Annotated in this window: 20 protein-coding genes, 2 tRNA genes and 1 rRNA gene; 6 read left to right on the forward strand and 17 right to left on the reverse strand. The window is 36.3% G+C overall.

Features of this window, described 5'->3' with window-relative positions; genetic code table 11:
* Window positions 1–21: 21 nt before the first annotated feature.
* The 5 genes from H0173_RS21250 to H0173_RS21270 all read right to left on the reverse strand — a co-directional run bounded on the left by H0173_RS21250 (window position 22) and on the right by H0173_RS21270 (window position 6,814).
* Window positions 22–1,179, reverse strand: a complete 1,158-nt coding sequence (locus H0173_RS21250; RefSeq protein WP_221848794.1) for a tyrosine-type recombinase/integrase — start codon at window positions 1,177–1,179, stop codon at window positions 22–24.
* A 707-nt stretch (window positions 1,180–1,886) separates the two neighbouring features.
* Window positions 1,887–2,804: a tyrosine-type recombinase/integrase gene (locus tag H0173_RS21255; RefSeq protein ID WP_221848795.1), complete on the reverse strand. Its 918-nt coding sequence runs from the start codon at window positions 2,802–2,804 to the stop codon at window positions 1,887–1,889.
* Window positions 2,804–3,985 (reverse strand): tyrosine-type recombinase/integrase, encoded by a 1,182-nt coding sequence (locus tag H0173_RS21260; RefSeq protein WP_221848796.1) that lies wholly within the window; start codon window positions 3,983–3,985, stop codon window positions 2,804–2,806. Before H0173_RS21260 ends, H0173_RS21255 begins: the two co-directional genes overlap by 1 nt.
* 1 nt (window position 3,986) lies before the next feature.
* A complete protein-coding gene (locus H0173_RS21265; protein WP_221848797.1) occupies window positions 3,987–5,561 on the reverse strand; it encodes a tyrosine-type recombinase/integrase in 1,575 nt (524 codons plus the stop codon).
* Window positions 5,562–5,782: 221 nt separating this feature from the next.
* On the reverse strand, window positions 5,783–6,814 hold the full coding sequence (locus tag H0173_RS21270; protein WP_221848798.1) for a site-2 protease family protein: 1,032 nt from the start codon (window positions 6,812–6,814) through the stop codon (window positions 5,783–5,785).
* 340 nt (window positions 6,815–7,154) lie between these two features.
* On the opposite strand from H0173_RS21270, the gene H0173_RS21275 reads away from it, so the two are divergent.
* Both H0173_RS21275 and H0173_RS21280 read left to right on the forward strand, forming a co-directional pair.
* Window positions 7,155–7,385: a helix-turn-helix domain-containing protein gene (locus tag H0173_RS21275; RefSeq protein WP_260631304.1), complete on the forward strand. Its 231-nt coding sequence runs from the start codon at window positions 7,155–7,157 to the stop codon at window positions 7,383–7,385.
* Window positions 7,386–7,493: 108 nt separating this feature from the next.
* Window positions 7,494–8,717 (forward strand): tyrosine-type recombinase/integrase, encoded by a 1,224-nt coding sequence (locus tag H0173_RS21280; protein WP_221848799.1) that lies wholly within the window; start codon window positions 7,494–7,496, stop codon window positions 8,715–8,717.
* 548 nt (window positions 8,718–9,265) lie between these two features.
* On the opposite strand, the gene H0173_RS21285 is transcribed toward H0173_RS21280, so the two are convergent.
* Window positions 9,266–12,301 (reverse strand): tetratricopeptide repeat protein, encoded by a 3,036-nt coding sequence (locus tag H0173_RS21285; RefSeq protein WP_221848800.1) that lies wholly within the window; start codon window positions 12,299–12,301, stop codon window positions 9,266–9,268.
* 619 nt (window positions 12,302–12,920) lie between these two features.
* On the opposite strand from H0173_RS21285, the gene H0173_RS21290 reads away from it, so the two are divergent.
* Window positions 12,921–14,132 carry a site-specific integrase gene (locus tag H0173_RS21290; protein ID WP_221848801.1) on the forward strand — a complete coding sequence of 404 codons (1,212 nt, stop codon included), beginning with the start codon at window positions 12,921–12,923 and terminating at the stop codon, window positions 14,130–14,132.
* Between the two features lie 82 nt (window positions 14,133–14,214).
* Here the strand turns inward: H0173_RS21290 and groL are convergent, their stop codons facing one another.
* On the reverse strand, window positions 14,215–15,843 hold the full coding sequence (groL, locus tag H0173_RS21295; RefSeq protein WP_221848802.1) for a chaperonin GroEL: 1,629 nt from the start codon (window positions 15,841–15,843) through the stop codon (window positions 14,215–14,217).
* 97 nt (window positions 15,844–15,940) lie between these two features.
* Window positions 15,941–16,225, reverse strand: coding sequence for a co-chaperone GroES (groES, locus tag H0173_RS21300; RefSeq protein WP_221848803.1), 285 nt, complete (start codon window positions 16,223–16,225; stop codon window positions 15,941–15,943).
* Between the two features lie 307 nt (window positions 16,226–16,532).
* Between groES and H0173_RS21305 the strand changes: the two genes are divergently transcribed.
* Window positions 16,533–17,264, forward strand: coding sequence for a CPBP family intramembrane glutamic endopeptidase (locus tag H0173_RS21305; RefSeq protein ID WP_221848804.1), 732 nt, complete (start codon window positions 16,533–16,535; stop codon window positions 17,262–17,264).
* Complete coding sequence (locus H0173_RS21310; protein WP_221848805.1) at window positions 17,261–17,467, forward strand: YdiK family protein; 207 nt, start codon at window positions 17,261–17,263, stop codon at window positions 17,465–17,467. Before H0173_RS21305 ends, H0173_RS21310 begins: the two co-directional genes overlap by 4 nt.
* A gap of 23 nt (window positions 17,468–17,490) precedes the next feature.
* On the opposite strand, the gene H0173_RS21315 is transcribed toward H0173_RS21310, so the two are convergent.
* Window positions 17,491–18,138 carry a redox-sensing transcriptional repressor Rex gene (locus H0173_RS21315; RefSeq protein ID WP_221848806.1) on the reverse strand — a complete coding sequence of 216 codons (648 nt, stop codon included), beginning with the start codon at window positions 18,136–18,138 and terminating at the stop codon, window positions 17,491–17,493.
* A 66-nt stretch (window positions 18,139–18,204) separates the two neighbouring features.
* On the reverse strand, window positions 18,205–18,693 hold the full coding sequence (moaC, locus tag H0173_RS21320; RefSeq protein ID WP_221848807.1) for a cyclic pyranopterin monophosphate synthase MoaC: 489 nt from the start codon (window positions 18,691–18,693) through the stop codon (window positions 18,205–18,207).
* Between the two features lie 208 nt (window positions 18,694–18,901).
* Here moaC and H0173_RS21325 point away from each other — a divergent pair, with 208 nt between their 5' ends.
* The gene (locus H0173_RS21325) at window positions 18,902–20,824 is read left to right on the forward strand and encodes an ABC-F family ATP-binding cassette domain-containing protein (RefSeq protein ID WP_221848808.1); all 1,923 of its coding nucleotides are present in this window, start codon (window positions 18,902–18,904) and stop codon (window positions 20,822–20,824) included.
* A 237-nt stretch (window positions 20,825–21,061) separates the two neighbouring features.
* Here the strand turns inward: H0173_RS21325 and tsaD are convergent, their stop codons facing one another.
* The 7 genes from tsaD to rrf form a co-directional block, all read right to left on the reverse strand.
* Window positions 21,062–22,084 carry a tRNA (adenosine(37)-N6)-threonylcarbamoyltransferase complex transferase subunit TsaD gene (gene tsaD, locus H0173_RS21330; RefSeq protein ID WP_221848809.1) on the reverse strand — a complete coding sequence of 341 codons (1,023 nt, stop codon included), beginning with the start codon at window positions 22,082–22,084 and terminating at the stop codon, window positions 21,062–21,064.
* The gene (rimI, locus tag H0173_RS21335) at window positions 22,084–22,533 is read right to left on the reverse strand and encodes a ribosomal protein S18-alanine N-acetyltransferase (protein WP_221848810.1); all 450 of its coding nucleotides are present in this window, start codon (window positions 22,531–22,533) and stop codon (window positions 22,084–22,086) included. The genes tsaD and rimI overlap by 1 nt, the downstream gene beginning before the upstream one ends.
* A gap of 18 nt (window positions 22,534–22,551) precedes the next feature.
* Entirely contained in the window at window positions 22,552–23,253 is a 702-nt protein-coding gene (gene tsaB / locus H0173_RS21340) for a tRNA (adenosine(37)-N6)-threonylcarbamoyltransferase complex dimerization subunit type 1 TsaB (protein ID WP_221848811.1), read from the reverse strand.
* Window positions 23,250–23,705 carry a tRNA (adenosine(37)-N6)-threonylcarbamoyltransferase complex ATPase subunit type 1 TsaE gene (tsaE, locus tag H0173_RS21345; protein ID WP_221848812.1) on the reverse strand — a complete coding sequence of 152 codons (456 nt, stop codon included), beginning with the start codon at window positions 23,703–23,705 and terminating at the stop codon, window positions 23,250–23,252. The genes tsaB and tsaE overlap by 4 nt, the downstream gene beginning before the upstream one ends.
* Before the next feature lie 173 nt (window positions 23,706–23,878).
* Window positions 23,879–23,955 (reverse strand) — tRNA-Asp (locus tag H0173_RS21350).
* 4 nt (window positions 23,956–23,959) lie between these two features.
* Window positions 23,960–24,033: transfer RNA gene (locus H0173_RS21355), tRNA-Met, on the reverse strand.
* Between the two features lie 30 nt (window positions 24,034–24,063).
* Window positions 24,064–24,180 (reverse strand): 5S ribosomal RNA (gene rrf, locus H0173_RS21360).
* Window positions 24,181–24,355: the final 175 nt, after the last annotated feature.

The following is a 24,355-nucleotide window of genomic DNA, read 5'->3' on the forward strand; positions in this document are numbered from 1 at the left end:
ATAAAGCCATTAAATTGTTATTTAATCAATATCATTCTCTTTGTCATTAACTCCAAAGAGTTTAATTGATTTCATTGAATCAGAAAATTGTGGTGGCAAAAAGTGATAAAGTGTATCAACACTCTTGTAACCCAATTGTTTACTTACAAGGTAAAGAGGGACCCCTGCCTTAACAAGCAGACTAGCGTGCGTTTTTCTTAAATCGTGGAAATTAATTTTACTAATATTCGCTTTATCAACTAAACGATTAAATCTAGCACGAACGGTCGATGGGCTTTGAACCCCACCGCCTTTTTTAGGGAAAACGAGACCAAGTGCATCGCCATATCGGTCGCCTAGCTCTTCCTTTATTAATTGCTGTTCTTCTTTGTGTTTTTGTAACTTAGGTAACAAATGTGAAGGGATCATTACCTGTCGGAAATTACTTCTTATTTCCACAATGTTCTGTTTGCCGCCTATTCCAGCATCCACAATTTTCTTAACAATTATCGTCTGGTGATCAAAATCAAGATCACTCCATGATAGAGCCAAAATCTCTGCTAGTCGTAATCCTGTAGATAGTCCAAATTCATACATCATACCTTCACCTTCTGAGTAAGTAGCTTCAAGGAACTTTTCTATCTCTGATTCGCTCAAAATTACTGGAATACGATTCGGAGCTTTTACCATGTTCATAAAGCGGATAGGATTTTTATCAAGATAACCTTTCTTAACTGCAGAACGAAACAAAGTAGATAAAAAGTTATGAACGCTACCAACAGTACTTTTCGAATATCCTTCACGGTCCTTTTGAGCAAGCAATTCTACTATTTTCTGTCCAGTAATTTCATGAAGGTACTTATCACCTAAATGAGGAACAATATGTTTGTTTAATAATGCTTGTCTTACCTTGAAGGTCTGGTATTTAATCACATGAGCATATTCCCCATAAAACCAATCTTCTACGTATTCATTAAAAAGAATCTTTGTTGCCTGTTGCTTTTTTTGTTCTTTAGCCAATAGAATCCTTAATTCACTTTTATCGTTACCAATATCTTCAAGAAACTTATCAGCTTCTTCACTTGTTGGAAATAATTTTTGCTTCATATATTGTTTGCCACTTTTAGAATCTAATCTCTCATCGTATATCACTGCATACCTCGTTTTGAATCCATTTTCAATTATTACTTTTTTTGCCATAACATTACCTCCAAATACAAGTAACAGACAACATTTACCAGTTATTATCAACTTACTTGTTTTCTTATTTTTTGTTCGCTTAAGCTATTTGGTCCAGCTCTGATTATCAATGTAATCTTAAAATTGTCCCTGGCTTGCTTTCTAATGTTTTACATGAATTACTCCTTTCAATTCTGACACAAGGGAAAATTGACAAATAAAAAAGGGCAGACGGATAGTGTGAGGTCACTAATCCATCGCCCTGGTTCTTCCAGCTGCAATGCATTTACATAAGGCAACTATATTGAATTAACTTCATTATATTTGAAGGTATTATTACGTAGCAATTGTAAGCGATAAAAAAATTCTACATTATTTATTAATTAAGATATTGCTCACCAAGCCCTTAGACTGTGATATAACTTACTTGACCAGTGAAGTGATACTCCAGTATACTCTACAACCTATTCAGGATTAATTATTCTTTCTATCTGAATCGCTGTCATGCGATTTAAGTGATAAAAGTTCACTTTGCCTTTCCTGTAGTATGCATGCCAAAAACCAATTGACCTCATAGTTCGATTCTAGAATTTGGATTATTCCCTATTTTCCTCATTCCTTTCTTTGTTATATTGAGATACCCTTTCTCAGCAGCTAAACTATTGTAAGGGTAGTTAAAGATAATCCTTTCAAATAACCACCCTTACTTATTCAAATTGTCATTTAAACTAATCAAGGTATCCGTTTAATTCAACATGAATAGGTAAGTAACCTAGCGTTGTTTTTAATTTCTTATGTCGAAGTTGTCTTTGAATCGACTTATAATCGGTACCCTCTTTATATAATAGATAGGCCATCGTTGCTCTTAGATCATGATTGGTTACTTTGCGTGATATTCTTGCTTTTCTTCTAAGTTTATCTAATAACTTATTAATATCCGACGGAGTAAAAGGATTGTCTTTCATAAAAAACAACTCCTTATCTTTTTCCTTTGTCCAAGCTATAAAATAAGGATGATTCATATATTCCCTAAGCTTCTTTTGGAGGGCATCTGTCATTCGAACTGTACCAATTTTCGTTTTACGGCCTTTATCAATGACAATGACATTGTGTTCGAAATCTATTTGCGAAACAGTAAGTTTACATAATTCCTTTGCTCTTAATCCACAAGTGGTTTGCAGCAAAATAATCAAATAGTATTGTTGAAAAAAAGGATCTAGATCGTAGGCTGCCTTTAAAAGTTTTAAACACTCTTCTTCACTTAACGCTCTGTTTCGAAACGATTCGTAGTAGAATGGATTTTTAAAATGTCTCAGTGGATTATATTCCATCAAATCATAATCAACCAATAAGTCCATAAAGCTTTTTACAACGGTAAAACCAAGTTTCGCTTGTGATTTTGTTTTGTTCTCGTGAAGATACTCAATAAATCCATCCATAAAATCAAGGTCAATGGGGGCATACTTATCATGAATCTTGCTGTAATAAAACTTGTCAAAGTCAAGCTCCCCCTTCCATCCCACTAATCCTAAATAGTCATCAAAAGCTTTTAAACAACTACTATACATTTTAACAGTACTAGGCTTTAAGGCATTGAGTTCCTTCCACTTATGAAAGTAAATAGACGAAAAGAGAATCCCTTCCATTACGCATCAACTCCCAAGTGTTTTAATTGATCTGTTTCAAGCTGTGCAAACGGATGTTTATCTATTGCTTTTTGGTATTGCTCATCAAATAAATTTAAATAAACTTGTGTTGATTCAATAGATTTATGCCCTAGTAATTCTTTGACAATATAAATATCCATCCCGCTCTCAAGGGCATAAATGGCGAAGGAATGCCTTGTGGAATGAGTTGAATAATTTACTTTCACCTCTTCTCCTCGATCACTATCCCATACTTTGTCTTGAATCACTTTGTCCTCAATAGCCTTGTCAATCAATCCCCTTACCATTTTTTGAATGGCCCGATTAGACAAAGCTTGTTTTCCATTGTCATCCGAAAAAACGTAACGGCGATTGTAGTCGGTCTCACTTAACACATTCTTTAAGTGAGAGTAAGTGAAATTGATATAGTATTTTATTGCCGTGATGGCTCCTTTTGTCATGAACCGTTTAACTTTTGCTCGTTCTTTCCGTCCTTTCGCTTTGACTTTTATCCAACCTTTTTCAAGATTTACATCACCAATTTGAAAATGTAACTCGTCCACTCGAATCCCTGTTCCCACGAGCGTCCAAAGTATCGTATAGTTTCGAAGGGCACAACGTGTTAAGCGGGACAAATTAAGTAAATAATCAATTTGTTTCGCCGTAAAGGCTCGTGGGGGCTGTGGGTCTGGGTCATCCAGGTGTAATGCCTTTTTTTTAAATTGATTGATTTTTGTCTCACTTAGCAGATCTCTTGCTACTGAATCGATAAAGGTCCTTAAAAAAGCCGCCTTTTTTCTTCGTGTCGCATCCGCTATCCCTGGCTGCTTTATATAAGCCTCTAGCTTTTCAGGGGTTAATACCTCTTTTAACAAGACATCCGTTGATATATTCTCATCGATATTGACCCCAAAGTACTTACAAAAACTTCTCGTTTCACTTTTATAGGATGATTGTGAGGAAGGGGAAACACTTTGGTAGGTTGAAAATTCATCCTCTAAAAAGTGCTGTGCTGCCTCCAACAACGTTATCTCTTTATTTTTAGGATTCTTTTGTTCCGTTAAAAGAATACCTACGGATCCAAGTTCTTTTTCCACCTGAATCTGCCCGTATTTTTTCAAAAGCGTTTGTATTTCATCCTGGATGGTGAATTGAGGATGGTCCTCTTTTTCTAGTGCCACGTTAATTCACCTCCCACGGAAACGAAATCTTTTGTGCGTTTTCTCCAACTTCGCCTTCTGTTCGATGGATATATAGTGAAGTCGTTGCTAGGGATTCGTGTCGAGCTAATCGTTTAAGTGCCTTCGGTACAACATCTTGCTTAGTTAGGCGCGTTATATAAATGTGGCGCAACTGGTGGGGACCACTCGCCTCTTTCCAGTTTGCAATCAATGTAAATATTCGGTACTTTAATGACAATGTGGCTCTTAGTTGTTGTTCCTTCATTCCAAACACTAACCCGTTCTCTTGTTTTTCTACCTCCTGTAAGAGATCCATAAGCGCTGAAGGAAGCGGTAAGGAGTGTCCTTTTCCTCCCTTTGCTGTAAATTTTACGTCCTCAAGGCTCCAATTGATGTTTTCCCATTGTAATTTCGCCAGTTCACATGAACGAAATCCAAGATAGAGCATAAACCCGAATGCGAGTTTATCTAGTTGTGGCGTGTCGGAATATTGTTCAATGGCGGTAAAGAACTTTTCTATCTCCGTATCTGTTGGCATATAACGAGATTGATAGTCATCCCCCTCGATATTTCGTATACCTCTTGTATTATCGTTTTTAATAAACCTCATATGATAGAGGGTTCTAAAGAACGTTTTGATATTTTTAAAATGTTTCATGGAACCATTTTCTGCAAAACGGCCGCTTTGGACCCCCTTAATGAGATAGTTTTTATACGTCTTCAAGTGTTCTTGTGTAAACAAGGTAATGGGAACTTTATCGATCGGATAGGAACTAAAGTCATTTAGAACATTGCAGGACCATCGTAAGTAACGATGCAGTTCATATCGAAACTTATCTAACCTCTCGGGTTTTGTTCCCTGCCGCTTTTTATAAGTCAGAAACGATTGCACAGCCGGCGGCAGAACCACCTCTATCCTTTCTTTGGGTGTATACGTTAAAGACGATTCTGTAAAGGGATTCATTTGTTTGTAAAACAAAGCAAAGTTTTGGTAATAAAACTGACTCGTGATTACCTCCTCATAGAGTTCCTGATTTAAAAAGTCTTCTCGTACTAGATCGAATGGTTTTTTTCGTGTTGCCTTACTGACCAACGACTCAAAGTCCGTAAACCGTAAGATTAGTTGGAACAACAATTTATAATTAAGTTGTTTAGATCGCTTTACTAAAAACTGTCGAATCGGTTTGGCCTCTAGTTCACTGATCATATTGTCAATGAACCACTGCTTTAAACCATCCTCTCCTAAAGAAATCACTTTCATTTGATGAGAGGTTTTAAATAAGCTTTCCATAATGGAGATCAACTCTTCCTTTGTAAATTTATCTCCATTATGAGCAAGCCATTTCGATTTTAAACCTAGTTCTTGCGAATTTTTGTTCAGATAACTTCCGGACCATGCACCTATGTTCTCTTTTTCAGTTCCAAGTAAGAACGCCTTCAAATCCCGCTTCATTTGCCTTAATTCATCTGTTTCATCTGTTGAACTACTTTCACATAAAAAGGCTTGCTCTTCGCACGTACTAATATCTATTTCAGTAAAGTCAAATGAAAGCTGTAAATGTTTTTCCAAACTCACCTTAAACCTCTCCTTTTTTAAACAAAAAAGCACCCCGAACTATAGGTACATCTGTACCATAGCTCAGGGTGCTTCCTCTGAGAAATGTATAAATTGCTTTTAGCAATAATTTTCTTTATTTGTACTTGTTTATGTAACATAAGTATATACACATACTTAATAGTATTGCAATAGTTTAATAGACTTTTTTCGATGGCAAATTGAAATAGTATTTAATAATTTTAAACAGGTGTTCTTTTATCCTTCCTGTTTTCAATAAAAATTTGAAGGTTAATCAAGGCCGTGACCCCCACTCCTATCCATAACAAGAATTCAAATAGTGACATATTTAATGACACACTTGTAGCCCACAAATTATTTATAATTATTGGACTATAGATAATCACTGCTCCCATTGCTAGTAAAGTGTAAAAAGTTGTTTCAATAATCTTCTTAGGAATACTCAATAAACCTAAAAGAGACGTAAAGATCGCTAATATAACTCGACCTCCGTCTAAGATTGGAATAGGAATTGTATTAAAGAAGGCGATTATTATACTCAAAACTGCAAAACCAAGCCAAAATTCCTGAGTAATATCTGCCATTGAAATATATACTCCGATACTGTGTTCAAGGTCGTGTTCAGGTGTAACTATATCTGAAAATTGAAGTTGGGTAAGTAAAGAATAAAATTTAGGGATAAAGGCAATAAACTTTTTTGTAACAATCATAAAAGAATCAATTACGGGGTGTCCCTGCTGAATAAAGTAAACAGTTAAGCCAATAAAAAAACTAATAATATTCACAAGAATTCCTGCTAAATAAAAGGTACATTTGAATAATAAGGGCAGCTTTTCTTCTTGCTTGGTGTCAACTTGTACAAATCCTTTCATTGGGAAAAGGTGGAATTTAAATACTGTATTAGACCGATCAAATGTAAACAGTTTCGGTCCGATCCCTATTGAAAAAGTAGACGTTTTTAATTTAAGACACTTTGCAGCAATGAAATGTCCTAATTCATGCAAGGTTATAATCAAATAAGCTGTAAAAATAAGTTTTCCTATTAATACAATGTTCTCCGCCGTTAAAGGGGGCGTATTTATTAAATACCCAGCAAGAGCTCCTAGTACAAATCCATATAAGGAAAATTTTATTGATTTTTCGTTGTTATCCGCCTTTCCTTTGCCAATTACCTCAAGTACCATAAAATATGCTCCAATTAAAATTAGTATGATTGATGAAATAGCAATTAATCCAACAAAAATATAATACATAAGTCACCTCCTGAATAGTTAGTTAAACATATGTACAAGTCCTTAACTATATGAGTTATAACTTATTTATAAAAAAATCCTTAATGAAGTACTTGACAAATCAAATTATGACAATATAAACTATGAGACATAACATTAGTTAACAGCTTTGTTCTTAAATTGATAATCTATCAACACAAATTAATTAATATAAATCATGGGATCAAACCCCACAGATTGGACGAGGAAGCACCCGCCAATCCAAGTAATAAGATTATTAACTAATAATCTTATGCCTTGGGAGCAGTGTCTTTCTTTCCGCATCTGTGGGGTTTTTCTTTTGGTTTAACTGGAGGGAACTATGATGAAAATCACGGAAGAAATTATTTCTTGGGAGTCGCTCCCTGAAATACTGACAGCAAAACACATAGCAGGAATCTTAAAAATATCTAGAAGGCGAGTATATGAGTTAATGCAAATTCATGTTGAGCACGGGGGCATTCCAAATTTTGAAATTGGAATTTCTAAAAGAGTTGAAAAGGCCGATTTAAAACAGTGGATCAAGCGTAAAAAAGAGAAGAAACAAGGTTAATAACAAGATTAATACAACTGTAGGAAGAGGAGACTCTTGGTCTTGAAGGTTATTGGCTTCTCTTTCTATTAGTAACATAATCAATTAGTAAAGCGAGGTTATTGTATTTTGAAAGGCCATTATAAAAAAAGAGGCTGTACTTGTGATACGGGCGATTGCAATTGTAATAAGACTTGGAGTTTTGTTGTTGATATTGGACGAAATCCTAAAAATGGCAGAAGAAAACAGGCAACAAAAGCAGGCTTTAAAACTAAAGAAGAAGCAGAGTTAGCTGCTGCTGCACTTCTTAATGAAATGAAACAAGGGACTTATATTGCAGAAACAAATACTCTCTTTAAGGACTTTGCTCAGGAATGGCTCTCATTATATACCGAAAGAACTGGACCAAAACCAGGAACAATACGTTTGAGACAGTATAGTATTAATAAGCTATTACCATACTTCTCACATTTAAAACTGAATGCCATTACAGAAGAAGTGTATCAGATAGCACTAAAAGACTTAAAAGAAAGTGGTCTTTCTAAAAGCACAATGGAAGGTATTCATGTCACTGGGAAGATGATTTTTGGAATGGCAAAGAGCAAAAGATTGATTAAGATTGATCCATCGGAACTCGCTTATATTCCACGAGATAACAAAGTCGTTATTGAGGAAGATGAAGAGCCAGATGATGACGAACTTCCAAGGTACTTCGAAAAAGAAGAGCTTGCTTTATTCTTGGAGACAGTAAAAGAAAAAGGTTTATATATGGATGATTTAATATTTATTACATTAGCATATACGGGTATACGTGTAGGTGAGTTAGTAGTACTAAAGTGGAAAGATATTGACTTTGACGAACAAACAATTAAAATTACTAAAACTTACAACAATGAAAAGAACAACACCAAAAACTATCAATTGGTTCCTCCTAAAACAATAAAATCAAAACGAAAAATAGTTGTTGATGAGTTTGTAATAGAGGCACTTAGAAAACATAAATTAGAACAAGAAAAATTAATAAAGAGCTTTGGAAATTCATATCGAAATAAGGGTTATATTTTCGCAAACTTTAACAAGCATCCAGGTTATCCAATTCTAACAAAGCTTATTAGAACTAGAATGACTAGACTATTAAAGTTTGCTGGATTGGTATCAAAACTTAACCCCCACTCTATCCGCCATACTCATACGTCCCTTCTCGCTGAAGCTGGAGTGGATATAGAAGAGATCATGGACCGATTAGGACATAGCGATGAAAAAACAACCAGAAAAATATATCTCCATGTAACAAACGTAATGAAAAGAGAAGCTTCAGATAAATTTGGGAAGTTAATGCGTGGAATTAAGTGATATAAAAATTGAAAGCAAAACAGATATAAAGAGGCTGGGACATAACGGATTTATCTGTATCCAAAGCCAAATGTTAAATTGACTTTTTATTATCTAAATACTGAAAGCTGAACTATTGTAGAGTGCTATGTTAGCATTATTAGAAATAGTTCGGCTTTTTTAGTTACTGAAAACCCTTTGTCCTGGCCTCTTTTGAAAATACCCATAAAGGTAGTACATCCATTATGCTATATCGTTAATTCAATTGAATAGTATCGTTGTACTGCGCAGCAAACTTTGCTTTATTAGTTTTGTTACTGTTCAACAATTGGACAATTAGAGAATTTAAAATAGTCCTTTATCCAATATACTTTAAGCTTTGAAGAATATGTTTAAATAACACAACCAAAAGGAACTTTTATCGAATAATACTATTCATCATATGCTTAAACATCTTGCTTGCTAACCATTCTCCTACATTTCTTTACGATTAGAGGGTATAGGTACTGTGACCCGGATTGCAAGAGTTTATTCTTTAAAATATAGCCCCCTCGTCTCTCTAGGTTGAATTAGCTAAACGATATGTTGTTCTTAAAACACATCCGTATTTTCAATAAATATGTAGATTGTTTTCTTGGATCTTGTTTATCCTTATAGAAATTTACCATCTTGTTATAATAATGGAGCAGAAATGGGTCACATTCTTCATAAATTTTCTCAAAAATACTAACAACTTTTTCAAAACTCCTCTCTGCATTTGGAAGTTGTTTTAGTTTCCAATAACATTCTCCTATATTGTCGTAGCATGCAGCAACTTCGGGATGATTTAAAGAATGGTCTCTTGTCAAGTTCTTTAACGCTTCTTGAAAATGGGGAATAGCTTTTTTGAAATTTCCTCTTAACATATGTATATTTGCAATTGTTAATAAAGTGCTCGTATACTCTTCATGCTTCTTTCCATGTACTTTCTTAACTAACGTTAATAAACGTTCTAAATATCCTAGGGAAGAATCAAAATCCATTTTTATTAACTTGATTTCAGATACATCCGCAAGCCATTGGATTAGAAATCTTTCATCTATTTTCAGCTTCGATTCATCTAACAAACTTAATCCTTTAGAGTAATAGTGGTTTGCTTTTTCATTCTCACTTGCTTTTTTATAAAATTGGGCAAGGTCCAACATATTTATGATTGTTTCATTACTGTCCATACCAGTTTCATTAATATGTATATTTAAGATTTTTTCTTGGTAGATTACTGCATCTTTATAAAGATCTTGAGTACTGTACAAATTCACGAGACTTTGATATATTGGTATGATTCTTCCATCATGTGGTCCAAAAATCTCAAGATGTGATTCTAGTGAATCTTCCAATAATTGTTTTGCCTTTACGTAATTTTCTCGCTCAGTCTCTACTACCCCTAGCACTCTATAAAACATGGACCGCACATCAACAATTGATTTACCTTCTGCTAATTCGATTGCATATTGAGTAACTGAATATGCTTGATCCAAATCACCACTATCTAAATAAGCTTTACCTAATGCTGATAATGTATCTAATTTATCAAATGTAATAACTCCTATTTGATCAAAATCTTCATCTGCCTGCTTAAGAAAATCAATTGCCGCTGGAAAGTCATTCATCATATGAAATGTAATTCCTAAGTTCTTTTTTACGTTGCCTCTGTGGAAATAATAACTGTCGAGATCATCATCTTTTGACTTGTTATTCATTTTATTAAGTATTGTTTCAAGGATAGATTTCGCTTCTGGTAATTTACCTTGTTGACGATAAATAACAGCAATTGATTTCTCAATTTCTATACCATCGCTATCTAGTAGCAATGCTTTTTCGAATGCTTCCATCGCATCTGAAAAATATTCTTTAATCATCAAATATCTGCCCTGCAAATAGTACGTATTACTAATGACTTTATTTACTTCCTCAGATTCCGATTTATCTATGTGTTGGAGGCATACATCTAGCTCATCAAGATAAATCTTCATGTGTGAGAAATTTAGCTTGCTAAAGTAAAAAGATGCTAGATTAATTAACCCAATCATCTTAACAATGTAATCCTTCTGATCCGTCATTTTTAAGTCTTGTGTTAAATTTTGAATCAAAGGAACTAACATTGAATAATAATTCATTGTTAGTTTGAATGGATTAGTAATATTATTAATCCATACTGCTAGATCGACTTTACTAAGTAATTTACTCCCATGTTCAAATCCTTCTATAACAGCAGTTACAAGAGAAGTGCTAATGATTGATGCTTCCACATCTTGTAATTTTTCATTATAGTGGCTAAAGAGCAATTCATTTGCCTTCTTGTATGTATTCATCCTATGTTCCATCATATTATTTATCAGTGTTTTGCGCATTAATGGATGCATAACATAATTTTCAAGCTCTTCATTATAATTAATAATGGAGTATTCCGCAATTTTTCTATAACCATCAATACCAAAACCAGTTGGAAATTCTTTCACCAACTTTAAATAAATTTTCTCATCCCAAAAAGAAGGTAAGGAAAGCAACATTAATGTCTCTTTTTCTTCATGCTCCAAGTAATTAAGAAAATGATTAACAACCGTCTGCTGGTCACCCTTGAAAGCATCTTCTTTAAGTTCATCTTTATCACTTATTCGTTTATAGGTTTCAATAGCAAGCTGAACATAATAGGGATGGTTTTTTGTAGTTTCTATTATTGTTCGTGCAACATCATCTGGTATATTCGCATCATCTAATAATTCCTTTGTTTCCTCTTCTTCTAATTCTTTTAATTCCTCACATATTAATGTATCTTCTTCACCAAACTCCCAATCTAATTCATCACGACCAAAAGTAATCCACAGTACTTCTGGTAATAACTTACAAAGATATTTAATTTGTAAGTAAACAGGGTAATCATCTTGAAATTTTAATTCTTCACAAGTATCTAACAATATTACCGCTGAAGTATCTTCCTGTTTAAGAAAATAAGCTAAATCTTCCGCCCATAATCTAGGTAATACTTCCTCAATTTCATAGTCTTCCATTTCAACTAGCTTTTTCAGTGTTTCATTTCCTTTTTCCTGCCACCATTTTTTCACTATTAAGGAATACTTAACAAAAAAGTGAGATGCTTTTGGAATCCAGCTGACACCAGGAGTTATTTCACCAAGATCTTTTAAGAAGTTCGCAACAAAGTCACCTTCATCTACTAGTGGCATGCTTCTCGTCGTTTCATTAATAGCATAATGTGGCATATTCTTTTTTTGAAATATTGATCTTGCTAAATCGAAGGTGGGAAAATGAATGTTAGGATTTTGTTGTTTTATTATTGTTTTTAATCTACTTAACGCTTCTGGAACATTACGATGCGCTGGATATTTAAAGTCTAAGCTTGCAACAACCGTGTTTTCTTCATTTTTTGCGATATATCTATAAAACTGTGTTCGCAAACTTGTTTTCCCAACTCCACCTACACCAAAAAAGTGAATTATTTGAAGCTTATGGCGATCAAATCTTTGCTCAGACACTAGTGTATCTTTTAAATTCTTTAAATAATTTTGTCTTCCAACAAAACGTTTACTTTCTAATTCAACTGTACTCATACGTCACCTCAAAAGATTTAGAATTTCTGTATCAATAGGGGCAGTACCTTCAATTCCCAAGAAAAGAGGTTCTTTTTTTAACTTAATAATATCACAGTGCTTTTTCGAGATACTAGGGACAATCCCTGTGTCATCAAGTTGCGTTTACTAGAACTTTATTTCCTCTTAACTGATTTAAATAATCATAATAACTTATTTGAATACCGTTTTTCGTTGGTATATCAATTATTAAGTGGAGTTAAGTTAAGGTCTACTAGGATAGGGAATTTGTTACCATTTTGAAAAAGAGAGTTTATGTTGCGCAGTATAGGTCTACTGTTCATTAACATAATAGCTTCAAAAAGATTATTCATAACAATTCTTCATAACAGCATATGAGCAATAGACCATTACATTGTAGAATATCTAATATATTACTAATTCATTTAGATTTTCCCTTCCTCCACTTACACGCAAATATTAGGGATTTTATTTTATCCAAAAATACACTCACTTTAGTTCGCCGAATAAATTTATATCCAGTCTGTTTAACCTAGAATTGATGACATGAATTTTTATTTTTATTCTGGCAATAATGTACTTTTAGTAACAAAATAATTTTTAGAAAGTGAGGACGCTAATGAAAGGATATTTTTACAGAAGAGGATGCAAGTGCAAAAAGAAAAAATGCACTTGTGGTTCAAAGTGGGCTTTCACCGTTGATATTGGTTTAGATCCAATTACCGGTAAAAGAAAGCAAAAGGTAAGAAGCGGTTTTAATACTAAGCTGGAAGCTGAAGAAGCTGTAGCCACTCTAATTCACGAGTTAAACCAAGGAACATATTTAGAGGAGACAGATAAAACCTTTAGCGACTTTACAAAAGAATGGCTTCCCTTCTACTGCGAATCAAAGGATGTAAAGCCAGGAACAATTCGAGTTCGTCTCCATGAAATCGGAAGGTTGCTACCCTACTTTGCTCAATTAAAGTTAAAAGATATTACAAGAAAAAAGTATCAAGATGCTTTAAATGATTTAAAAGATCAAGGGTTATCTGATAGTACAAGGGAGGGAATCAATCGAACAGGAAGAATGATTTTCCGAAAGGCACTAGAGCTGGAGCTGATTAAGAAAGATCCTACTGAGTTTGCTTATGTAAAAAAGGATAAAAAAACCATTGAACAATTGGAAGAAGAGGAAGTTCCAAAGTATCTGGAAAAAGAAGAGCTCGCCTTATTTTTAGAAACAGCCAAAAATAACGGACTTGAACATGATTACTTAGTGTTTTTAATACTAGCCTATACTGGAATCAGGGTTGGGGAGTTAGTCGCTCTCAAGTGGAAGGATATAGACTTCAAAAACCACACAATCAGTATTACTAAAACGTATTACAATCCAAATAATAATACTTTGGAGTATCATTTAGTCCCACCAAAAACCCGGAGGTCAAAGCGAAAAATTGTTGTTGATGAAGATGTCATTCAAGCCTTAAAAAAACACAAAGAAGTTCAGGACAAAGTAATTGAGCAATTAGGTGAAGATTATTACAATGAAAACTTTATTTTTGCGAAGTTAAAGCGCCAATTCGGTTATCCCATTGTGATTAAAACAGTACGAGACAGAATGAAAAGGCTACTTACGATCGCTGGTCTAAATGAAGAATTAACACCGCATAGTTTAAGACACACGCATACGTCACTTCTTGCTGAGGCCGGTGTATCACTCGAACAAATTATGGACCGTCTTGGACATACTGACGATCAAATTACAAAAAATGTCTATCTCCACGTAACCCAAGAAATGAAAAAAGAAGCCTCTCAAAAGTTCAGTGAACTTATGAGAAGCCTCCGTTAATTTCCTCAATGTGAGCAAAATGTGAGCAAACCACTCTCACCTTACCAACAAATCCTTATCTATCAAGGGATTGAGGGGCAGATTACATCATGCCGCCCATTCCACCCATACCGCCCATATCAGGCATTGCAGGGCCAGCAGGTTCTGGCTTGTCAGCAATTACTGCTTCAGTAGTTAGAAGCATAGCTGCTACGGAACCAGCGTTTTGAAGTGCAGAACGAGTTACTTTCTTCGGATCTACGATACCAGCGTCGATCATGTTAACCCACTCGCCAGTAGCAGCGTTGAAGCCGATGCCAACTTCTTCGCGCTTTAAGCGGTCAACGATAACTGAACCTTCAAGGCCAGCGTTTTGAGCGATTGTGCGTACAGGCTCTTCGATCGCACGTAATACGATGTTGATACCTGTTTGGATGTCGCCTTCTTCTTGTAGAGCAGCTACTTTGTTGTACACGTTAAGTAGAGCAACTCCACCACCAGATACGATTCCTTCTTCAACAGCTGCACGAGTCGCATTTAATGCGTCTTCGATGCGAAGCTTGCGCTCTTTTAATTCTGTTTCTGTAGCGGCACCAACTTTGATTACTGCCACACCGCCAGCTAATTTAGCTAAGCGCTCTTGTAATTTTTCCTTGTCGAATTCAGAAGTAGTTTCTTCTAATTGAACGCGGATTTGGTTAACACGAGAAGCGATTTGTGCGCTGTCTCCTGCACCTTCAACAATTGTTGTGTTTTCTTTTGTTACAACCACTTTAGAAGCGCGTCCTAAAGAATCGATTGTAGCAGATTTAAGGTCACGGCCTAATTCCTCAGTGATTACTTCACCGCCAGTTAGGATCGCGATATCTTCAAGCATAGCTTTACGACGGTCACCGAAGCCAGGAGCTTTAACAGCTACTGCATTGAAAGTTCCGCGAAGCTTATTCACTACTAATGTAGCAAGTGCTTCCCCTTCAACATCTTCAGCAACAAGTAATAATGGCTTTCCTTGTTGAACCACTTGCTCAAGAACTGGAAGGATTTCTTGAATGCTAGTGATCTTTTTATCAGTGATTAAGATATATGGATTATCTAGAATAGCTTCCATTTTATCAGAATCTGTTACCATGTATGGAGAAGCATATCCACGATCGAATTGCATACCTTCTACTACATCTAACTCAGTAGTGAAGCCTTTTGACTCTTCGATTGTGATAACGCCGTCGTTGCCAACGCGCTCCATAGCTTCAGCGATTAATGCACCAACTTCTTGATCATCAGAAGAGATAGCTGCAACTTGTGCAATTGACTCTTTGCCTTCGATTGGTTTAGAGATTACTTGTAGTTCTTCAACAGCAGCAGCAACCGCTTTTTCGATTCCTTTACGGATACCCATTGGGTTAGCGCCAGCTGTTACGTTTTTAAGTCCTTCACGGATCATCGCTTGAGCAAGAACTGTGGCAGTTGTTGTACCGTCACCAGCTACATCGTTCGTTTTGCTAGCTACTTCAGCAACAAGCTTAGCACCCATGTTTTCGAAAGCATCTTCTAATTCGATTTCTTTCGCAATAGTTACACCATCATTAGTGATTAATGGAGAACCGAATTTTTTCTCAAGAACCACGTTGCGTCCTTTTGGTCCAAGAGTTACTTTTACTGCATTTGCAAGAGCATCTACACCACGAAGCATCGCACGGCGTGCATCTTCACTGAACTTAATGTCTTTTGCCATTATCAATTACCTCCTTGAATAGTTAAATAGACGATTCAATCAGTCTAAAAAAAATGACTCTAGTAATGTTAAATTAAAAATGTAAAGCTGTTAGCCATTAGCCAATAACAGCAAGAATGTCGTTTTCACGTAAGATTAAATATTCTTTGCCTTCGTACTTCACTTCAGTACCAGCATATTTTGAGAAGATAATACGGTCGCCTTGAGCAACTTCAAGGGCTACACGCTCACCATTATCAAGAACACGGCCAGTTCCTACAGCAACGACCTTGCCTTCTTGAGGCTTTTCTTTTGCAGTATCCGGCAACACGATGCCGCTTGCAGTTTTTTCTTCAGTTTCAACAAGCTCGATAATAATTCGATCACCTAGTGGCTTTAACAAGTGAAACAACCTCCTCAATAAATATGTAAATTTTATTTATTAGCACTCTCATCAACTGAGTGCTAACACAATTATTATATTAATGAATCTCACCTATATTTGCAAGAGTGAAGCTCAAATTTTTGTAAAAAATATTTAAGAAAATTAAAAATATCTATGTACAGTCTCTTAATAAAATGGCGCAAAAGACAGTTTGCTCATTATATACATTCACTAAACTTAATCTTAAAAGTATACAATTTGTAACTTAGCCCTTTTTACGGGTAAAATGAGGATTGGTATACACAAATGATAAGGAGAAAAAATATTGAAAAAGGAATATTGGTTTATTCTCATTGCTTATATAGGAATGCAATTATCAAGCTATATTGGAGTACCATTCATCGCTTTTTGGGGGACACTGTTAGGAAAGACTATGAAAGAAATGGAGACCTTCGCGGTATCTACTTGGATTGTCATCAGCTTTTCTGTCACACTAATCATTACTTTAGCCTTGCTGCGGAAAGAAATGAAAGATCATTTATCGATGAGACATGCTGCCTCTGCAGGCTCTTCTATTGCATGGGCCATAGCCGGTGTATTTCTTGCCTTATTTGCACAATCTATTGCCGCTAATATTGAAAGACTAATCGGAATTGAAATGGGCTCAGAAAACACACAGCAAATTATTCGGCTCATCCAAGCTGCACCGATTGTGATCATTATTAGCTCAGTCGTTGGTCCAATTTTAGAGGAAATTATCTTTCGAAAAATACTTTTTGGGACGCTTCATAAAAAGCTGAATTTCTTTCTATCCGCTTTAATTAGTTCAGTTATTTTCGCACTTGCCCATTTTGAATTTGAACATATTCTTTTGTATTCTGCGATGGGCTTTACATTTGCCTTTTTATATGTAAAAACCAAACGCATTCTTGTACCTATGTTTGCACACGTTTCAATGAATACACTTGTCGTTATTATCCAATTTAACAGAGAAAATATCGAAAACTGGATGAAGAACATCGAGAAAATACAGAGCTTTATTGGAGGATTTTTATGAGAAAGACACCTTTGTTTTCTGGGATAATTTATATTATCCTTGGGATCCTCTTTACCTATGTTGCGATTCAAACCATACAAAGAGATCAGGAATGGGGATTCTTTACATACTTCCTAATTATTATTGCCACCTTTGACTTAGGCACCGGTTTACGTCTAGTCTCCTTTCATTTCAAATTCATTAATAGTCAGAAAAAAAAATGAGCGAAATGCTCATTTTTTCTTTTCTATTCGTCCTCTGACGGATAATGCTTTAGGAAGTATATTAATGATTGCAGTTCTACAGCTAGGTCAATATGGTGAATTCGGATTGAGGGCGGTACAGATAACCGGGCAGGAGTAAAATTCAAAATGCCTTTCACACTGCCATTTACGATTCGATCGGCAATCAATTGTGCTGCAGGCGCAGGCACGGTAAGAATGACTACTTGAATCTGCTGCTCTTCAATCACCTTTTCCAGGTCATTCATATGATAAATAGGGACATTCCCAATATATGTACCTACTTTATTCTCATCTACTTCGAAGGCTACTTCAATTTTCGTATTATTGTTTTTTAGGAAATTATAATTGAGGAAGGCTGTTCCTAGATTTCCCACACCAATAAGCGCTACTTTCGTTAATTCGTCCTGATCCAATGTTTTTCTGAAAAAGGAAAGCAGGTAATTTACGTTGTAGCCGTACCCTTTTTTGCCTAATGCTCCAAAGTAGGAGAAATCTCGTCGAATGGTTGCAGAATCTACTTTCACTGCTTCACTTAATTCTGCTGAAGAGACTCTTTGCTTTCCAGAAGCATGTAAATTTTTAAGAAATCGATAATATAAAGGCAGCCGTTTGGCTGTTGCTTGTGGAATTTTTAATGACTCATTCGTCATTATCTTATCTCCTCTCTTTGAAAGCTTGAGATTAACTTATTCAATCATAGATTGAGCCATGAAATATTAGAAGGACTCTCTTTTAAAATCCCCATTTTTTCCACCTGTTTTTTCTACTAAATAGGTTTTGCCGATAACCATTCCTTTATCAACGGCTTTACACATATCATAAATGGTTAAAGCACATACTGATGCGGCTGTTAACGCTTCCATTTCTACTCCAGTATTGCCTTTTGTTTTGACGGTAGCCGTAATAAGCAGCGTATATTCTTCATTTTCCGCATTCCAAGCAAAAGAGATATCTACTCCTGTTAATGGGATCGGATGGCACATCGGAATAATGTCCCACGTTTTCTTACAAGCCATCACACCTGCTACTTGGGCAACTGCAAGGACATCTCCCTTTTTCATTGTATTCGTAGATATTTTTTCATATATTTCTTTATTCACCGTTATACTTGAGTGGGCAATGGCAGTTCGGACTGAAACTGGCTTCTCGCTAATATCGACCATTTTCGCTCTGCCCTCTTCATTAAAATGAGTAAAATCAGACATTTATAACACCTCACAACAAAATCATACACTATTTTTATCCAAATGTGTAAGACTTCCGAAATTTGCTATTCTTAATCGATTTTAATATAGAGACATTATACACACTACAAGTAAATAAAAATTTCTTCAATCTATTCACAAGCTGACACACATTGCTCAACAAATATGAATGAGTTACACTTATTGTATAAAGCTTGAGGTGAAAAAAATGATTTTATTACAAGTTAATCAATTAATCAAGCACTTTGGTGCTGAAGCTATATTATCCAATATTAAACTTGAAGTTCAAACACGCGATCGGATTGCCCTTGTTGGCCGTAATGGAGCAGGAAAATCGACGTTATTAAAAATAATTGCCGGGCAGATGTCACATGACTCTGGGGATATTATTAAACCAAAGGAAGTCGAAATTGGGTATCTTGCTCAAAATACGGGACTTGAATCCGACCGTTCCATTTGGGATGAAATGCTAACGGTTTTTGAGCATCTGCAAAAGCTGGAACAAGAATTGCGCAAGCTTGAGAATGATATGTCAGATCCAGCTGCAATGGCAAACAGTGATCGATATGAGCGGATTCTAAAGGAATATGATCATAAACAAATTCAATTTAAAGAACAAGGCGGCTATCAATTTGAATCAGATATTCGCTCTGTCCTTCATGGACTAAACTTCCAATCCTTTAGCTATGATACGAAAATATCCACACTTAGCGGGGGACAAAAAACTAGGCTAGCTCTAGGGAAACTATTATTAACAAAGCCTGATATTTTAATTTTGGACGAGCCGACCAACCATTTAGATATTGAAACTTTATCGTGGCTTGAACAATATTTGCAAACATATGACGGGGCTATTTTAATAGTTTCGCATGATCGATATTTTTTAGATAAAGTTGTCTCTCAGGTCTATGAGCTTTCAAGAAATCAGATTAAGAAATATATTGGCAATTACAGCTCTTATCTTGACCAAAAAGCGGCAAACTATGAGCGTGAATTAAAGCAATATGAGAAGCAGCAAGAAGAGGTAGCAAAACTCCAAGACTTTATACAGCGAAATTTGGCCCGCGCTTCAACAACGAAAAGAGCGCAAAGCCGCAGAAAACAGCTTGATAGAATGGAACTAATGGACCGCCCATTAGGGGATGAGAAATCGGCAAGCATCGGATTTCAAATCGAAAAGCAAACGGGTAATGACGTGTTAAAAGCTGATTCCGTTGCCGTAGGCTACAATGGTGAAGAAATATCAAAAAATATCTCCTTTCGGATTACCCGTGGAGAGAGCATTGCCCTCGTTGGCCCTAACGGTGTTGGTAAATCGACATTATTAAAAACAATTATTAAGAAGCTGCCTTCCCTTGCTGGAAGTATTCATTATGGCTCTAATGTTGAGATTGGCTATTATGATCAGGAACAAGCTGAGCTTACCTCTAATAAACGAGTATTAAATGAGCTTTGGGATGAATATCCGTTAACACCTGAAAAGGATATTCGCACTGTGCTAGGGAACTTTCTCTTTTCTGGAGATGATGTCCTTAAACCTGTCTCTACTTTAAGCGGGGGGGAAAAAGCTCGACTTGCTTTAGCAAAATTAATGATGCAAAAAGCTAATTTTCTCATTCTGGATGAGCCGACAAACCATTTAGATTTAGATAGCAAGGAAATATTAGAAAATGCACTAATTGATTATCCGGGAACAATCTTATTCGTTTCCCATGACCGCTATTTCATCAATCGCATTACGACTAAGGTTCTTGCGCTAAGTGAAAATGGGGCAACCGAATACTTGGGTGACTATGATTATTATGTTGAGAAAAAACTGGAGCAAGAAGAATTAAAAGCTCTAAACATAGCTGCAAAAGCCTCATCCATAGCTCAAACCAGCCAAGATAAGAAAAACTACCAGCAGGATAAAGAAACAAAAAAATTAGAAAGACAAAAACAAAGAAGATTAGAAGAAGTTGAGAAACTCATTGAAGAATTGGAAAATAAAATAGCAGAATTTGAACAGCTTCTTTGTGAACCTGACGTCTATCAAGATCATGAAAAAGTGATGGAAATAACAAAAGACAACAATGAGGCAAAAGCAAAATTAGAGGAATTAGTTGAAGAATGGACGGTCTTGGCAGATTAATTATTTGATTGTGACTAACTGAGTTTTGAACCAGGAGTATATTCCCTCCTGGTGTTTTTTTATCCACAAAATTACTCACATGATAAGACCTTAAATAGAAGGATTCCACAGACTTCTCCACATTATCCACATTTATATTGTTTTTTATCCACATTATCCACATAAAAGTAAGGAAAACTTCATTTTATCCACAAAAAAAAGCCCCTTATACAATCGGGACTTTTTTCTTATCAAGTTTTAATTGTGGATAGAGATTTCCAAACCTGGATTCGCATTCAACGCCATTGTGGATCGTATACCCTTTTCATACAGTACACTTCCTGCCGCTGCAATCATAGCTGCATTATCTGTACATAAATTTAACGGAGGAATAATTAATTCGATATCTGGCAATTTGGCGAATTCCTCTTGCAAAATTCTGCGTAAACCTTTATTCGCAGCAACTCCACCAGCTAATAACACTTGCTTCACCTGGTATTCTTCCACAGCTCTTAATGTTTTCGTAACAAGAACATCAATTACGCTTTCCTGAAAGCTTGCTGCTAAATTCTCAGGGGAAATCGTTTCTCCCCGCTGTTCCGCGTTGTGGACAGTGTTGATAACTGCAGACTTTAATCCACTAAAACTAAAATCATAGGAGCCTTCCTCCAGCCATGCTCTTGGCAAATCAATAGTTGCTTCCCCATCATGTGCCAACCGGTCAATATGAGGCCCCCCTGGATATGGGAGGTTTAATGTTCTCGCAACTTTGTCATAAGCCTCTCCTGCCGCATCATCCCGTGTTTCGCCAATCACCTCAAAGTGTCCATGCTCTTTCATATAGACAAGCTCTGTATGTCCGCCTGAAACGACGAGAGACAGTAAAGGAAACTGAAGCTCCGCAATAAGCCGGTTCGCATAAATATGACCAGCAATATGGTGAACACCGATTAATGGGAGGTTATGTGCAAACGCAATAGCTTTCGCTGCATTGACACCTACTAATAATGCACCAACTAATCCAGGTCCTTCTGTAACCGCAATAGCATCTAAATCACTAAAGCTTAAATTCGCCTCATGAAGAGCTTCCTCTAAAACAATGGTGATTTGTTCAACATGATGCCGAGACGCTATTTCTGGAACGACGCCACCAAACCTTTTATGACTATCTATTTGAGACGACACCACATTTGTAATGATCTCCCTGCCATTCTTAACAATGGCTACGGAAGTTTCATCACAGCTTGTTTCAATCCCTAGTATATATTGATCTTTATTCATTATAAATTCACCCACATAACTAAAGCATCTTCTTGATTATCACTGTAATAATTTTTTCGAATAGCTCCATCCTGAAAGCCCAGTTTACGATACAGCGACTGAGCGATATGGTTGGTTACACGTACCTCTAAAGTCATGGTTTTAGCTCCCATTTCAACCGCTGTTTCCATAATCTTTTTCATTAACGCTTCTCCAAGTTTTCTGCCCCGATATTCAGGCAGGACTGCAACATTTGTGATATGAGCTTCGTCAACAATAATCCAAACACCACAGTAGCCTATTAGTGTTCCGTCATCCTCTAATCCAATGTATACCGCAAACTTGTTTTGTGAAAATTCGTTTTTAAAAGCATCTTCCGTCCATGGCAATGTAAACGAAGCACGTTCAATCTGCAATACTTCAGCAACATCATGTTCCTTCAACAAACGAAAGGTATAAGAATTCGTCATCATGTTCTTCCCCATATCTTACTTGTTCTCTTGATTTGCTTTTAGCCAATTGGTTTCTGCTTCGGCTAAACGAATGTAGTTGGGAACGAAGGAATGAATATCCTCCCCCACTTTATCTCGGCCTATTAAGGCAAGCTCGGATGGACGAGGGTTTTGCTCGGTAATTTCTGCAAATACTGCCTGATCACCAAGAATCTCTTCGAAAATTTGTCGATGAAGTGGTAAATCATTACCTATAAATAATGTTGGTCCTTGCTGCTCCTTTAACATGGCTGCCCATTCAGTTGATAACAAAAGCCGATCCTCTTGTAGAGTTTGTATTTTACCTTCAATGAATTTGTACAGACCAGTATATATTTGACCTCTTCTTGCATCAAATAATGGAGATACAGCACCATTGAAGTAACGGCCGGCTGAAGCAGCAGAGACCTCTAAACTTGAAATGCCTACTAATGGAATGTTTAGAGTCCAAGCCAATGTCTTAGCGATCGTAACGCCAATTCTAACACCTGTATAGGACCCTGGACCTTTAGCTACAACAATTTTGGAAAGCTCGGCTGGTTTTATATCACAATCATTCATCAATGCCTCAATCGCCGGCATGACTCGAATGGAATGATTCTTTTTTAGATTAGTGATATACTCTCCTTTTACTTGATCACCATCCAATAAAGCGATACCTAACGTGTAATTGGACGTATCGATTGAAAGTACCTTCATAGTAATATCTCCTTACATAGCTCCTCATATCTTTCACCTTTTGGCTGTAAAACTAACTTTCTTGATTGATTTTCATCTAAATAGATAGAAATCGTCAATAGTTCATGTGGCAGCTGATCCTCGATAAGGTGTGCCCATTCCACAACTGTAACCCCATCCCCCTCGAAATATTCATCAAATCCAAGATCCTCGAAGGAGTCCTCAACCCGATAAACATCCATATGATAAAGTGGAAGTCTGCCTTGATATTCTTTAATAATCGTAAAGGTCGGACTGTTTACATTTCTTTGAATACCTAAGCCATTAGCCAAACCTTTAGTAAAGGTCGTTTTCCCTGCTCCAAGATCGCCTTCTAAGGCAATAACATCTCCAGGCTGCAAAAGAGTGGCCAGACGTTTAGAAAACGCGAATGTATCATGTGGATCTTTAGAAATAAACTCATATGTATGCATAGTCATTAATCACCGTTATCGTCCAATATTAGAAAAAAAACCTTAGGATGCATCCTAAGGAATACCGTTCTTATATATAGTGTACATGATTTTAAATCTGCGAGCAAAACAAGCTATTGAAAAATAGCAAAAAAAAAGACGAAACACCGTTTCGTTTTTACCAAAAATTTAAATGGCGGTCCGGACGGGACTCGAACCCGCGACCTCCTGCGTGACAGGCAGGCATTCTAACCAACTGAACTACCGGACCATGATTGCGGGGACAGGATTTGAACCTGCGACCTTCGGGTTATGAGCCCGACGAGCTACCGAACTGCTCCACCCCGCGATAGTAATATTAATAAAGCTTTTAAAAACAGCCTGGCGACGTCCTACTCTCACAGGGGGAGAGCCCCCAACTACCATCGGCGCTGAGAAGCTTAACTTCCGTGTTCGGGATGGGAACGGGTGTGACCTTCTCGCTATCGCCACCAGACTTCGGCTTGTGATCATCGTCGATTTTCTTCGTCAGCTTCCTTCACTCAGATCCTCATGTACCAAGAATGTACACTCCGGTCTTCGTTCCGTCTGCTTCCTCGAAACTCTCGATGCTAACAACCCTTTATTTTGTTTGAAAGTTTGTTCCCTCAAAACTAGATAATGCTGAAGAA

The organism is Bacillus sp. S/N-304-OC-R1, from assembly GCF_019749375.1.
Classification (GTDB): Bacteria; Bacillota; Bacilli; order Bacillales; family Cytobacillaceae; genus Cytobacillus.